Below are 13,460 nucleotides of genomic sequence, written 5' to 3'. Positions count from 1 at the left end.
CCGGCACACCTGTCCGCCTACACTCGGCTCTCTCGCCCCCGCTCGGGGCCGACGAGCAGAAAGGCGCGTTGACGGGTGTTCCAGGATTCCCCCATTTACGACCGACTCATCGCGGAGTGCGGCGATGTGCCCACACAGGTTCGCCGCGAGGCCGAACGCGTGAGCAGGGAACTGGAGCTGGTCATGCGGCCCGCACAGTCCCCCGGCTACGACCGCCCGCACTCCCCGGGCACCGGATGGCAGCGTACGGCCATGCTGCCCGGGCCGCGGCCGCAGTGAACCAGGACCGGTGGACGGCCGGTCCGGTGCTCAACAGGCCGTCCTGTTCGCGCTGTTGACGCGCGACGGGCCCTCGGGGACGGGGCGGGCCAGCCACTCGGCGATGGTGCGGGCGATCGGCTGGCCCGTCTCCACCTCGACGAACCCGAACTGTCCCGACTGATTGCACTCCAGGAACCACCAGGTCCCGTCGGCGTCCTCGGCGAAGTCGAAGGCCCCGTACGCCAGTTCGGCCTCCCGTAGATAGGTCCGGACGCCCGGCGCGATGCACGACGGCACGTCGGTGGGCTGCCACGGCTCGCCGGGCGCGGCGAACCGCACGTCCACCTCGTCGGGATCCGCGTCCGGGGCCGCTGCCTTGCGGGCGGCCAGCATCCGGTCGCCCACCACGGTGAGACGGATGTCGGCCCGCTTGGAGATCCGCCGCTGGAACAGCGTCGGCCCGAACGCGACGGCGGAGAAGTCAGTGTCCGGCGCGACCCGGCTGGTCGGCACGGCCCGGGGCGGGTCCTGCGGATGCGCGCCCGAGACCGGCTTGACCACCAGGTCCGGGTAGCGCTCGGAGAACTCGCGGGCGGCGCGCGGGAAGGTCGTGATCAGCGTCGCCGGCACGGGCAGGCCGCACCGCTGGGCGAGGCGCAGCTGCCAGGGCTTGTGCCGGGCCCGGCGGGCCGCGTCGGGGTGGTTCATCCAGCGCGCGTCCGAGCCCCGCAGCATCCCGTAGAGAGCCTGGGCGGCCTCCTCGGTCAGCCACGCGGACGGCTGGGCCGCCCGTACCGCGGGGGTGCCCGGCCGGCGGACCCATACCGATCGCAGCCCGCCGATGCTCACCAGCCGCCCCCCGGCGGACAGGTGGCCGCGGAAACGGCCGTGGACGTACTCCCCGGACAGCGAGACACCGCCGGTCAGATCGGCGGGGTCGACGCGGACCACCGGAATCCCGGCCGCGTTCAGGTGGACGACCACCATGTCCGCGGTCACGTCCTCCTCGCAGGTGAGGATCAATACCGTCATCTTCGGCGGCCCGCGGTCAGTCGTCGAAGTGCGTCTTGGAGCCGGCGGTGGACGTCGTGGTGCCGACCTCCCTCAACAGAGCGAAGTCGGAGGCGGCCACCCGGCCGTCGTGGAGCACGTTCAACTGCTGTCCGGCGTCGTACACGTACGGAATGGCAGCTTCCAACTCCACTGCCGGGCGCGCGTAGTTGAGCGCGAACGGTTGCATCGTCTCTCCCTCGTCGGTGCTGCGCCGATCGAGCCGGATCCAGGGTCACGGCCACCCGGTCCGCCGACTCGTTTCGGCTCCCAGAGACTTATACGAATCGAACGGGTGGTTGGTTTCCTTACTTTCCGTAGTCATCGGGCCGGTTGGCGGTCCGGCCGGTGTGCCGACTCGCGCTCCCGCTCGCCGAGGGAGCCGCGGACGGTGCGCAGAGCGAGCAGCAGGACGCCGATGTCGTCCAGGTACACCGGATCGGGCAGCACGTCGACGGGCAGCACCAAATAGAGAACCGCGCCCCAGAAGACCCAGCGCGGACCCGTGGGCAGCCCCGCGCGACGCAACTCGCGCCGGGTCCTGACCAGTCGCACGAGAATGCCGACGGCGAAGACGAGGACGACGGCCGCGACAACCGCGGCCAGGGTGATCACCGTTGTGGTCGTATCCACGGGCTGCCCTCCTCCTGGCGTCCGCGACACGGGGTGTCCCTTCCTGGATTCCCGTTTCCGGCGGCTGTATTGCGGCCGTGGCCCGACATGTCGGCGCGTCGGCGGATTTTCCGTACCGCCGCAGGTGCGGTGGTCATCCCGGTGGCTCACCCGAGTGGCACGGTGTGACGGGGGCGCCTAGTAATGGTCAGCGTAACGTCGCTCGTCACACGACGGGGGGCGCAGGAGCGGCCGCACTCTTCCCCATGGAGGCGAGTATGACCACCTGCTCTTCATCACCCCGCTCGAACGAACCTGCCATACCGAACGAGCCGAACGGGTCCGCCCAGCCGTCCGCCGAGACCACCGTCGCCACCGGCACGCACCAGGTGGAGCAGACGAGCACGCAGCCCGCCGCCGGTTCGCACGAGACGTACGGTTCCACCGACCGGCCGCCCGAACCCGGCGCCCCCGGCGCCCACCCGGGTACGGGCGCCCGCCCCGCCGCCCAGGACCGCCCTGCCGCCCCGGTCCCGGACGAGGCGGACATGAGCTTCGGCCCGCCCGCCGCGACCGGCTGGGACCAGCCGGACCGGGCGCACGCGCGCGCTGCCGCCCCCGGCTCCGGCCGGCCGGGCGAGGCGCAGGCACAGGCTGCTGCCCCCGGCCTGGACCAGGCGGACCCGGCACCCCGGCCCGCCGCCCCCGGCTCGCGCACGGCGACCGACTGGTCTGCCGCCCCGGCCCCGGGCGACGCGCCCCGGCAGTCCGCTCCCTCCGGCACCAACCCGGCGGCCGAGCCGGGCCAGGACTGGACGGACCCCGCGCAGGCGCACCCCGGCCCGCCCGCACAGGACTGGCCGGATCCGGCCGAGGCACGGCCTGTCACTCACGCCCCGGACCGGACGGACCAGGCACCGGCCCAGCCCGCCCGGCCCGCCGCCTCCGGCCCGGACGAGGCCGCACGGTCTCCCGAACCCGAGCCGGGCGACCCCGCAGAGCCCGCCGAGCCCGCTGCGTCCGGCCAGGACGAGACGGACCAGGCGGGCGCGCGGCCGTTCGTCATCCGCTCCCTCGACGACAACCCGGTGGAGCTCCGGCCCGGCACCGCGCAGGGCGCCGCGGTGCCGTACGGCGACGCCGTCAGCGACCTGGTGCACGCCGCCGTGGCGGACCGGCCCCTGGAGGAGGTCGTCGCCCTCATCACCTCGCTGGAGGAGTCACCCGACCACGCGGAGGCGAAGGTCGACGCGCTCCGCACGGCCGGAGTGGACCGGCCCGTGGAGGACGTCTCCCGGCTGATCGCCCTGCTGACGAAGCCCCCACGCGACGCCGACTGCGCTGACGAAGCCATCCGGGCCGCGGCCGCCCACCGTCCGGTGGAGGAGGTGACCCGGCTGGTCACCCTCCTGCACAAGGAGCCGCAGATGCCGCACGTCCGCGAGGAGGCCCTCCGGGCAGCCGCCACCCGCCGGTCCGTCGGGGAGCTGGTCGAGCTGATCGACCGCCTGGGCCTCGAGCGTCTGGACCGCAACGGGCGCCTGCCGGCCGGGACGTCGCGTCCGGACGACGCGACCGGGAAACCCGACAAGCCCGGCCGTCCCGGCAAGCGCCGTGCGGCACGCCCGGCCTCGGCCCCCGAGACCCGCGTGACCCGTGACACGCGCCGGACGCTCGACGACTCGCCTGCGGACCGCGTCCGTGCGACGGACCGGCTCGCCAGGTCCGTGTCGTGGTCGGGCTGGCTCGCCGCCCTGGCGCTGGCCCTGTGCGCGGTGGCCCACTTCCCGCTGCAACGCGGCGGAGCGTCCCTGCGCCTGCACGCGTTCGGCCTCGGCCTGTCGGTGCTGTGCACGGTCCTGGCCCTGCTGCTGGCGCTGCGCCCCGTCGCGGTGGTGCTGGCCGGCGCGGTGGTGGTGCCCACGGTGCTGGCCGCAGCCCAGGCGTACGGGAATTCGTTCCCCTCCGCGTCCCTGTCCCGGGCCGTGGACCTCGCCCTCGCCCCGCCGTGGCTCGCCGCCGCGTCCGCCGTCTGCGCGGCACTGCTGGCCCTCGTCGCGCTGGTCTTCCGTATGGTGGCGCCCCTCGCGGGCCGGCAGTGGGCGCCCGCACCGACGCCCGAGGCACGCCAGACGGCCGAGTGACGCCAAGGCGTGTGACGAACAGACCCTAGACGCCCCGCACCGGACCGGATCCGCCCCCTGCGGAGCCGGTCCGGGCGTCGTTCGGCGTCCGGCCGTCGAGCAGTCCGGCCAGTACCCGGTCGGGCGTCAGCGGGAGTTCGCGGAAGCGGACGCCGGTGGCGTGGTGGACCGCGTTGCCGATCGCCGCGGCCGTCCCGACGATGCCGATCTCCCCGATCCCCTTGCTGCCCATGGGGTTGAGACGGGGATCGTCCTCGTCCAGCCAGTGCGCCTCGATCTCGGCCACGTCGGCGTGCGCCGGCACGTGGTACGACGCCAGGTCCGACTCCGTGAAGTCACCGAACGCGGCGTCCATCGTGCTGCCCTCGGTCAGCGCCATGCCCAGGCCCATCGTCATGCCGCCGACGAACTGGGAGCGTGCCGTACGGGCGTTGAGGATGCGCCCCGCGGCGTACACCCCGAGCAGCCGGCCGACCCGGACCTCACCCGTGACCGTGTCCACGGCAACCTCGGCGAAGTGCGCCCCGAAGGCGTGCCGCGCCCAGTCGCTCTCGGCGTCCGCCGAGCCCGTCGTGTCCGCGCGGGCGTCGAGGCCCTGCTCGGGCAGCGGCCCCGGATGCTCGGCCAGCCGCCGCGCCAGCCGGGCACCGGCCTCGTGGACCGCCCAACCCCAGGAGGCCGTGCCGGACGAGCCGCCGGCCAGCGGCGCCGCCGGGAGTTCGGTGCTGCCGACCTCGATCCGCACCCGCTCCAGCGGCACGCCGAGGGCGTCGGCGCCGATCTGCGCGAGCACGGTCCGGGCACCCGTACCGATGTCCGTGGCGTTGATCCGCACCAGGAACGTGCCGTCGGGCAGTGCGTGGGCCGACGCCGTGGCGGGCGACACCATGACGGGATACGTCGCCGCCGCCACGCCCGTGCCCAGCAGCAGGGGCCCGTCCCGGCGGGAGCCCGGCCGGGGATCGCGCCCGGCCCACCCGAAGCGGCGGGCGCCCTCGCGCAGACACTCCACCAGGTGCCTGCTGCTGAACGGCCTGCCGCTGTCGGGTTCGACGTCCGGTTCGTTGCGGACACGCAGCTCGACCGGGTCCATGCCCAGTTCGGCGGCGAGTTCGTCCATGGCGGACTCCAGCGCGTACATGCCCGGCGCCTCGCCAGGCGCCCGCATCCACGACGGCGAGGGCACGTCCAGCGCCGCGACCCGGTGCTCCGTACGGCTGTGGGGCGATGCGTACATCACCCTCGCCGGGACCGCCGCCTGCTCCACGAACTCCTTGATCCGGGAGGTGTGCGTCGTGACCTCGTGCACGAGGGAGGTCAGACGTCCGTCGGCGTCGGCGCCGAGCCGCAGCCGGTGCAGGGTGGGCGCACGGTGCCCGACGACGGCGGGCAGATACCGGCGGGGCAGCGCCACCGTGACCGCCCGGCCGGTCTGCCGCGCCGCCATCGCGGCGAGCACCACGTCCGGTCGTGGCGTGCCCTTGGAACCGAAGCCGCCGCCGACGTGCTCGGCGGTCACGACGACCCGCTCCTCGGAAACGCCGAACAGCCCGGCGAGCACGCCCCGCACGGCACCGGCGCCCTGGCTGGAGGTGTGCACGGTGAGCCGGCCGTCGTCCCAGCGGGCGGTGCTGGCGTGCGGCTCCATGGGGTGGTTGTGCAACGGCGGCACCCGGTAGGCGACATCGACCCGGACGGCCGAGGACCCGAACGCCCCGTCGGGGTCGCCCCGTTCGCGGACGGCCGGATATTCGGCGTTGGCGTCGTCGGGGACGTACACACCCGGGTGCGACGCGGTGAGGGTCACGTCGTGTTCCTCGGCGGCGTAGTCGACCCGGACCGCGGCGGCACCGGCCCGCGCCGCCTCCAGGGTCTCGGCCACCACCAGGGCCACGAACCAGCCGCGGTGCGGAACCCGGGGGTTCTGGAGCACGGCGAGCGTGGCGTCGTCCGGCTCGGCGAGCCGCGGCGCGTTCTCGTGGGTGAGGACGGCGAGCACGCCGGGCACGGCCAGGGCGGCCGCCGTGTCGACGCCGGTCACCCGGCCCCGGGCCACCGCCGCCGGCACGGGCCAGGCCTGGGCCAGGCCGGGGTAGTGGTACTCGGCGGCGTAGCGGGCGGTGCCGCTGACCTTCTCCCGTCCCTCCCGGCGCTCGGCGGGGGCTCCCACGCTGCCGGTCATGAAGTCCTCCTCGCCGGCGCCGTGTCCGCGAGCCGGGACAGCACGTCCAGGGCGATCCCCCGGGCCAGCGGCACCTTGTAGGCGTTGTCGCGCAGCGGCTGCGCCGCGGACAGTTCCAGGTCGACGGCATGCTCGAACGCGGCGGCGGTCGGAGCCGCGCCCAGCAGCGCCTCCTCCGCCCGCCGGGCCCGCCACGGCCGGTGCGCCAGCGCCCCGAACGCGAGCCCCACCTGGCCGACCACACCGTCCGACACCCGCAGCACGGCCGCGACGGACGCGAGCGCGAAGGCGTACGAGGCCCGGTCGCGGGCCTTGCGGTACGCCGACGGCAGCCCGGCCGTCGCGGCGGGCAGCACCACACCGGTGACGAGCTCGCCGGGCCGGATCTCGGTGTCCTGCTCCGGCCGGTCCCCGGGCAGCCGGTGGAAGTCCGCCGCCGCGACACTCCGGGCGCCCTCGGGACCGGACAGCTCGACACGCCCGTCCAGTGCGGCCAGCGCCACCGCCATGTCCGACGGATGGGTGGCGATGCAGCGCTCGGAGTGGCCGAGCACCGCGTGATCACGGTGGACGCCGTCCCGGGCGCCGCAGCCGCTGCCCGGCTCCCGCTTGTTGCACGGCTTCGAAAGATCCTGGAAGTACGGGCACCGGGTCCGCTGAAGCAGGTTGCCGCCGGTCGTCGCCGCGTTGCGCAACTGTCCCGACGCCCCCGCGAGCACCGCCTGCGACAGCGCCGGGTACCGGTCGCGCACCAGCGGATGGGCCGCGAGATCGCTGTTGCGGACCGTCGCCCCGATCCGCAGCGCGCCGTCCGGTAGTTCCTCCACCGCGTCCAGCGGCAGCCGGGTGACGTCGACGAGGGCGGCGGGCCGCTCGACGCCGAGCTTCATCAGATCGACCAGGTTGGTGCCGCCGCCGAGGTAACGGGCACCGGCGTGGGAGGCGTACGCGGAGGTCGCCTCCTCGACGCTCCCGGCGCGGACGTAGGCGAACTCCTTCACGGGATCACGTCCTCCACTGCCTCGGCGATCCGCGGATACGCACCACACCGGCACAGGTTGCCGCTCAGCCGCTCCCGGATCTCCGCCCGGTCCAGCGGCACCGGCTCGGCCGAGGGCGTCGCCGGGTCGGTGACGTGCGAGGGGTGACCGGCCGCCGCCTCGGCGAGCATGCCGGCCGCGGAGCAGATCTGGCCCGGGGTGCAGTAGCCGCACTGGAAGGCGTCGCGCTCCAGGAAGGCCCGTTGCAGCGGGTGCGGTCCCTCCCCGTCGCCGGACAGCCCCTCGACGGTCGTGACCTCACAGCCGTCCAGGGCGACCGCGAACAGCAGACAGCTGTTGACGCGCCGCCCGTCCACCAGGACCGTGCAGGCACCGCACTGGCCGTGGTCGCAGCCCTTCTTGGCGCCTGTGAGATCCAGGTCCTCCCGCAGGAGGTCCAGCAGGACCCGCCGGTGGTCGACGGTGAGGGTGTGGGGTTTGCCGTTGACGCGGAGCGTCGTCTCCGAGTGGTGCTGGTCGTTGCCCATGGCGTGGAGGACCTTCCCGGACGGGCCGTACTGCCGTAGGGAACCGCGTATCCACCAGACCACGACTGACACGTGCGCCCCGTGAGGAAGGCACCTGGGGCGGGTACCGGATGGGCGGATACCAGGAAGGCCGTCCGGGCCGTCCGTGTGTGCGGGGACGGGTCAGGGTGCGCTCGGGGATCGCTCCGGGACCGACCCCGATGCTCGGGCGCCTGCCCGCTGACAGCGTGAGGGGCATGACCTCACCGCGCATGTCACGAAGGGCCTTTGCGGGCGCCACCCTGTTGGGGACGGCCGCGCTGGCCGCCACCGCGGCTCTGCCCGCGCCCCGCGCCCATGCCTCGTCCGCCCAGCTCCCACCGCTGGACCCCATGGCCCTGCAGGCGGCGATCGACGACCTGGAGCACCCGCCGTCGACCGCGGCCCAGCTGCGCGTAGGCGGCACGACCGGCCGCTGGTGCGGCACCTCGGGCGTGGCCGACATCAGCACGCGGCGGCCCGTGACAGCACGTGACAAGGTCCGGATCGGCAGCATCACCAAGGTTTTCGTCGCCACGGTGGTGCTGCAGCTGGTGGCGGAGGGCCGGGTCGACCTGGACGCGCCGGTGCGGCGCCTCCTGCCGGGGCTGCTGCCGGCCCGCTTCGCGGCGGTCACGGTGGCGCACCTGCTGAACCACACCAGCGGACTGCCCGACCACGTCGGCATCCCGGAGCCGGACACCGCCGAGGAGGTGTTCCGCCACCGCTTCGACCACTGGACGCCGCAGGAGTGGGTGGCGACGGCGACGCACGGGCCGCTGAAGTTCCCTCCGGGCACCCGGCAGGAGTACCGGGGCATCAACTACGTCCTGGCCGCACTGATCGTCGACGAGGTGACCGGCCGGCCCTACGGGAAGGCCGTCACGGCCCGCATCCTGCGTCCACTGGGCCTGGCGGGCACCGTCGTGCCCGGCGACGACCCGCGCATCCACGGCCGGCACGTGCACGGCTACCTGCGGATGCCCGACGGCAGCCTGCGCGACATCACCACCTACGACCAGTCGTCCGCCCGCGGCGAGGGCGACATGATCTCCACCGCGAGCGACGTCGATCGGCTGCTCGCCGCGCTGTTCTCCGGCGCACTGCTCCCGCCCGAGCTGCTTCAGCTGATGTTCACCCTGCCACCGGACGACGTGCGCATGCTGGACGGCTCCCCGGCCCGCTACACCACCGGCCTGCAGCAGGCCACCGTCAACGGCGTGACTCTCTGGGGCAAGACCGGCGAGACGTACGGCTACAAGAACGCCGCGTTCTCCACACGTGACCAGCGGCGCCGCTTCGTGCTCGCCTACCACCCGACGACCGCCCGCAACGGCGAGGAGAGCCAGATGATCGCTCGGGTCGCCGACCTGCTCACCCGCAACCCGGGCCCAGAAGGCTCGGCTTCCTGATGCTCGTCATTGCTCGTCGCCGGGCGAAGCCACGGGACGCTGGGACCTGGTCTTGAGGCGTTCGAACGTGCGTGTGAGCTGCTGCAGCGGAGACGCCGTGGGGGTGTCGGAGGGCTGCCGGCGCGCGGGAGCGGTCTCGGCGGACTCCTGGTAGGCGGCCAGGGCCTCGTGGGCGCGTTCGGCGGCCTCCCGGTACAGGTCACGTGACTTCGTCATGGCCTCCAGCGCCTCGGCGTACATGGCCACCAGCCCGCGCTGGCGCTCCAGCTCCTCCTGGAGCGTCAGCAGGTGCCAGTCCTCCCGCAGCGCGGTGAGGGCGTCCTCGGCTCCTTCGGGCAGCGGTCTCGGGAGCGCGGCGTACCGCGTCACCGCGTCGACGAGGTCGGTGGGCTCCGAGCCGTCCAGGAAGACCGCGCGGACGGAGAAGTCCTCGGCGACGTAGCCCTCCGGCGCCGGGGTGCCGGGCAGCACCGCGGCACCGCCGCGCGGCACCTGGACCCCCAGGTCGCGCAGGGCCCAGTTGAGGCCCCGGTGCTGCTGGGGAGCGGCGCGGTGCTCCACCACACGGTGCCGCAGGCTCGGCGGGAGCCACCGCGCCACCGGCAACCGGCCCCTCTCGTCGGTGGTCATCGCCTCGTGGACGACCACGTGGATGTGCCACCCGCCGCGCACCGCGTTCCTGAACAGGCGGCGCGTGTCCTTGTCGTCGTGGGGGAGTGGGTTGATCTTCCGCAGGGACAGCTCCGCGGCGCCGTCCCGGTCCCAGGCGAGGTCCGGCTCCTCCGGCCAGAACAGCGCGGCGGGCGACGGCCAGTCGTTGTTCCACGGCCGCTCGGCCTCCGCGACCAGGATCCACTCCTGCCCGCCGTCCGGCCCGGGCGTCACGCCGATCCGGGCCCGCACGGTCACCGTCTCCTCCACCCGCCAGCGGGCCTCGAAGACCCGCTCCGCCGGGGCGTCCTCGGTCCCGGCATCGGTACGGGCCTCGGGGTCGGCCTCGGGGTCGGCCTCGGTCCCGGCTTCACTTCCGGCTTCGGGCAACTCGAGGAAGTCGTCGATGGCCCGACTTCGCTTGCGCTGCTCCAGCGAGCGCCGGAGCACGTCTTCCGCGGCGCCTTCGGCATGGCGGCCGCGAGCCAGCCACACCGTGGCGGGAGTCATGGGGCGGACGGTGGGGGAAGTCGGCATGGGTCCAACTGTGAACGGGGGCAGGGGCTGCTGCCAGTATCGTCTCCGCAGGCCGACGGGCATAACCCGGGGTCACACACGGGGCAGCGCCCTGCGGCACCCGGCGGCGCCAGGGGACAGTACCGGGTGCTCGGAGGCACGCGGCGCGCACGGGGTGTGCGCGCCGCGCGCACACCGGCGGATCACACTCGTGGCCCCACCGGCACCAGATCCCGACAATGGTCCGCACGAGCAGGGCCCGCCCACCATCCGCATCGGGGCGGGTCCTGCTCGCCTGCCGCGCCCTCGCCACTGTCGGGGCGTCACGGCCGAAACCCCGGGCCCCGTCACCGGTTTCGTGCGAAGATCTACCGGCCCTGTCGGGCTCCACCCTGCCGAAGTGACGATTCCTCGGAGAGCCCATGCGCCGCGCCTCCCTCGTCTCCGCCGCTGTCCTCCTGCTCTGCACCGCCTGTTCCGGTGGCCCGGACAAAGGCCCGTCTATGTGCGGGGCTCGCGGGCGGTGGGTGGGAGCGAGTGGGCCTCGGCCGTCCGGAGCGAGGCTCTGACTCGCTATTTCCTGCGGGCGCCGCTGAACGACCCCGAGCACCTGCTCCGCCAGCTGAAGGCGATGCGGCAGGTGTCGAGCGAGGGCGAGGAGCAGGTGAACGGCGCCCCTGCGGTGCACTACCGGGGCACGATCGACCACGCGACCGCGACGCTCCGGATGACGGCGGAGACGAAAAAGGGGCTGGACGACGTGCGTAAGAAGCTGGGCGACGTCATGCCTGTCTTCGCGGACGTGTGGGTCGACGGGGAGGGGCGCGCCGTCCAGGCCCGGCTGTCCTGCTTCGGCGGTGTGAAGGCCATGACGACGATGACACTGTCGGACTTCGGGACGCCGGTGAAGGCCGAGGCGCCGCCGGCCGACGAGGTCGTGCCCGTGACGGCGGGCGAGGACGTCCTGCCGGCCTGAGCGGGGGCGAGCCCACATCTGGCGGCCGGCGGCAGGAACCGCACGCTCGTGGATGCCGGGCAGGCCTGCCTTGGACCCGACCGGCACCGAGGACCCGCTCACCCAGATCCTTCGGATTGGGGCGTCAGATGTAGAGGGACTTGACGACGCGATAGGACTCAAGGCCCTCCGGGCCGTACTCGCGGCCGCCGCCGCTGTCCTTCATGCCGCCCCAGGGGGCGGAGATGTCGGGTGGGTATCCGTTGACTCCGACGGTGCCCGCCCGTACTCGGCGGCCGATGTCCAGGCCGTGTTCGGGGTCGGCTGTCCACACAGTCCCGGCGAGGCCGTAGGGGCTGTCGTTGGCGATGGCCACGGCTTCGTCCTCGTCGGCGGCTCGCAGCACGCACACCACCGGGCCGAAGATCTCTTCCCGGGCGATCCGCATCCCGTTGCCGACCTCGGCGAAGACGGTCGGCTCGTAGAACCAGCCCGTGACCGGGGTGTCCGGGCGGCGGCCCCCGGTCACCAGCCTGGCCCCCTCCGCGACGCCCAAAGCCACGTACTGTTCCACCTTCTCGCGCTGGCGGGCGCTCACCAGCGGTCCGCTCGTGGTCGCCGGGTCCAGAGGGTCACCGATCACCTGTTGACGCGTGATCTCGGCGAGACCGTCGAGTATCTGGTCGTAGCGGCCGGGCGTGGCGACGACGCGGGTCATCGCGAAGCAGGTTTGGCCGGTGTTGAGGAACGACAGGAACCCCAGCCCCTGCAGGGTGTGTTCCAGGTCGGCGTCGTCGAGGACGATCGCAGCGGATTTGCCGCCGAGTTCGAGGTTGGCCGGGATGAGGCGTTCGCCGCACTCGGCACCGATGAGGCGGCCGGTGGAGGTGGCGCCCGTGAAGGCGACTTTCTCGATCCCGGGGTGCCGGACGAGCTCGGCGCCGGTGGCGGCGCCGCCGGGCACGAAGCAGAGGACGCCGGCCGGCAGCCCGGCCTCCTGCGCGATCCGGACCAGCAGGGCGCCGCTCAGCGAGGTCTCCACCGAGGGCTTGAAGACGACGGTGCAGCCGGCCGCCAACGCCGGTGCGATCTTGGTGATGGCGAGAAACACCGGGTAGTTCCAGGGCGGGATGACAGCCGCCACACCGATCGGCTCACGCCGTACGACGGTCCGGTTGCCGGGCCCGACGGGGACGCGGGTCTCCTCCTGCTCCAGCCCACGGGACAGGCCCGCGTAGTAGCGGAGCACCATCGCCGGGGCATCGACGTTGTTCATCAGGGAGAATCCCAGCGGCATCCCCATCTCCCGGGTGACCAGACGGCTCATCTCGTCGGCGTGCTGTTCCAGGGCATCGGCGAAGCGATCCAGGACATCCGCTCGCTCGGCCGGGGTGCTGCGGCCCCAAGGCCCGAGGTCGAACGCCCGGCGCGCCGAGGTGACGGCGGCATTCACATCGACGGCGCTGCCGAGGACGGTGCTGCCCAGCGGCTGTTCCGTGGCCGGGTCCAGCAGGGTGACGGTCTCGGTGCCGGTGGCGGTCTTCCACGTGCCGTCGACGTGGATCTGAGCCACTTGGCGGACGGGCGTCGGGAGGGCGGTGCGGCTCATGGCAGAACTCCGTTTTTGGAGCGGTCATCATCCGGGCGGGTGCGGCCTTCGAGGTCGAAGGTGGTCACAGGTGCTTCCAGTACCTGGATCTCGCAAAGTTCTGGTCGACGCGGCCGGGAATCGACGGGGATCGGGTCGTCGGCGCCGCCGGTGATGGTGCGCGGCGCTCGACATCGGTCGCGTCACAGGGGTGCCCCCAGGCGGCCTTCATCAGGCTGATCCGGGTCAGGCCGCCTTTCATGGCGGGCGTCGTTGAGGTTCTGCGCCGGCTGGACAAGCTGCGTTGGTTGAGTGCAGACGAATAATCCAAGCCAACATCTTGATTGAAGATTGACCTGGCAGAGGGGGAGGAGCTAACCTCAAGAAAAATATGTTTGGCCTGAGGTGTAAAGCAATAAAATGCACCAGAGGGTGGTGTGGTCGTGCCGTGACTTTCTTCTCCTCTGCCGCGACTCTGACCTGTCAATGGGTACCGGAAGTTCTCCCTGCTGCCGAGTCGGCCTGGTCCGTGGGTTTCCTCTC

12 protein-coding genes are annotated in these 13,460 nt (G+C 73.1%); 4 read left to right on the top strand and 8 right to left on the bottom strand.

Translation table 11 applies throughout. The features are described 5' to 3' along the window. Window positions 1-75: 75 nt before the first annotated feature. Window positions 76-279, top strand: a complete 204-nt coding sequence (locus ACZ3I3_RS22410; RefSeq protein ID WP_086604202.1) for a hypothetical protein — start codon at window positions 76-78, stop codon at window positions 277-279. 30 nt (window positions 280-309) lie between these two features. Here the strand turns inward: ACZ3I3_RS22410 and tgmB are convergent, their stop codons facing one another. The 3 genes from tgmB to ACZ3I3_RS22395 all read right to left on the bottom strand — a co-directional run bounded on the left by tgmB (window position 310) and on the right by ACZ3I3_RS22395 (window position 1,944). After that, a complete protein-coding gene (gene tgmB / locus ACZ3I3_RS22405; RefSeq protein ID WP_467367642.1) occupies window positions 310-1,293 on the bottom strand; it encodes an ATP-grasp ribosomal peptide maturase in 984 nt (327 codons plus the stop codon). A gap of 16 nt (window positions 1,294-1,309) precedes the next feature. Further along, a complete protein-coding gene (tgmA, locus tag ACZ3I3_RS22400) occupies window positions 1,310-1,501 on the bottom strand; it encodes a putative ATP-grasp-modified RiPP (RefSeq protein ID WP_037669517.1) in 192 nt (63 codons plus the stop codon). Between the two features lie 131 nt (window positions 1,502-1,632). Continuing rightward, the gene (locus ACZ3I3_RS22395) at window positions 1,633-1,944 is read right to left on the bottom strand and encodes a YkvA family protein (RefSeq protein WP_467367640.1); all 312 of its coding nucleotides are present in this window, start codon (window positions 1,942-1,944) and stop codon (window positions 1,633-1,635) included. A gap of 257 nt (window positions 1,945-2,201) precedes the next feature. Between ACZ3I3_RS22395 and ACZ3I3_RS22390 the strand changes: the two genes are divergently transcribed. Continuing rightward, entirely contained in the window at window positions 2,202-4,067 is a 1,866-nt protein-coding gene (locus tag ACZ3I3_RS22390; RefSeq protein ID WP_467367638.1) for a hypothetical protein, read from the top strand. Between the two features lie 25 nt (window positions 4,068-4,092). On the opposite strand, the gene ACZ3I3_RS22385 is transcribed toward ACZ3I3_RS22390, so the two are convergent. The 3 genes from ACZ3I3_RS22385 to ACZ3I3_RS22375 are packed head-to-tail and all read right to left on the bottom strand — an operon-like array spanning window position 4,093 to window position 7,777. Then, window positions 4,093-6,249, bottom strand: a complete 2,157-nt coding sequence (locus ACZ3I3_RS22385) for a xanthine dehydrogenase family protein molybdopterin-binding subunit (protein ID WP_467367636.1) — start codon at window positions 6,247-6,249, stop codon at window positions 4,093-4,095. Beyond that, on the bottom strand, window positions 6,246-7,250 hold the full coding sequence (locus ACZ3I3_RS22380; protein ID WP_467367634.1) for an FAD binding domain-containing protein: 1,005 nt from the start codon (window positions 7,248-7,250) through the stop codon (window positions 6,246-6,248). The genes ACZ3I3_RS22385 and ACZ3I3_RS22380 overlap by 4 nt, the downstream gene beginning before the upstream one ends. Continuing rightward, on the bottom strand, window positions 7,247-7,777 hold the full coding sequence (locus ACZ3I3_RS22375; RefSeq protein WP_467367673.1) for a (2Fe-2S)-binding protein: 531 nt from the start codon (window positions 7,775-7,777) through the stop codon (window positions 7,247-7,249). Before ACZ3I3_RS22375 ends, ACZ3I3_RS22380 begins: the two co-directional genes overlap by 4 nt. A 236-nt stretch (window positions 7,778-8,013) precedes the next feature. Here ACZ3I3_RS22375 and ACZ3I3_RS22370 point away from each other — a divergent pair, with 236 nt between their 5' ends. Then, a complete protein-coding gene (locus ACZ3I3_RS22370; RefSeq protein WP_467367632.1) occupies window positions 8,014-9,207 on the top strand; it encodes a serine hydrolase domain-containing protein in 1,194 nt (397 codons plus the stop codon). Between the two features lie 6 nt (window positions 9,208-9,213). On the opposite strand, the gene ACZ3I3_RS22365 is transcribed toward ACZ3I3_RS22370, so the two are convergent. Beyond that, window positions 9,214-10,395, bottom strand: a complete 1,182-nt coding sequence (locus tag ACZ3I3_RS22365) for a hypothetical protein (protein ID WP_467367630.1) — start codon at window positions 10,393-10,395, stop codon at window positions 9,214-9,216. A gap of 502 nt (window positions 10,396-10,897) precedes the next feature. Here ACZ3I3_RS22365 and ACZ3I3_RS22360 point away from each other — a divergent pair. Beyond that, on the top strand, window positions 10,898-11,350 hold the full coding sequence (locus ACZ3I3_RS22360) for an SCO4651 family lipoprotein (RefSeq protein WP_467367628.1): 453 nt from the start codon (window positions 10,898-10,900) through the stop codon (window positions 11,348-11,350). Window positions 11,351-11,474: 124 nt separating this feature from the next. Here the strand turns inward: ACZ3I3_RS22360 and ACZ3I3_RS22355 are convergent, their stop codons facing one another. Further along, window positions 11,475-12,938, bottom strand: a complete 1,464-nt coding sequence (locus tag ACZ3I3_RS22355; protein ID WP_467367626.1) for an aldehyde dehydrogenase — start codon at window positions 12,936-12,938, stop codon at window positions 11,475-11,477. Between the last annotated feature and the right edge of the window lie 522 nt (window positions 12,939-13,460).

Source organism: Streptomyces sp. NPDC016851, from assembly GCF_055562795.1.
This window is presented reverse-complemented; position numbering and strand designations above follow the sequence as displayed.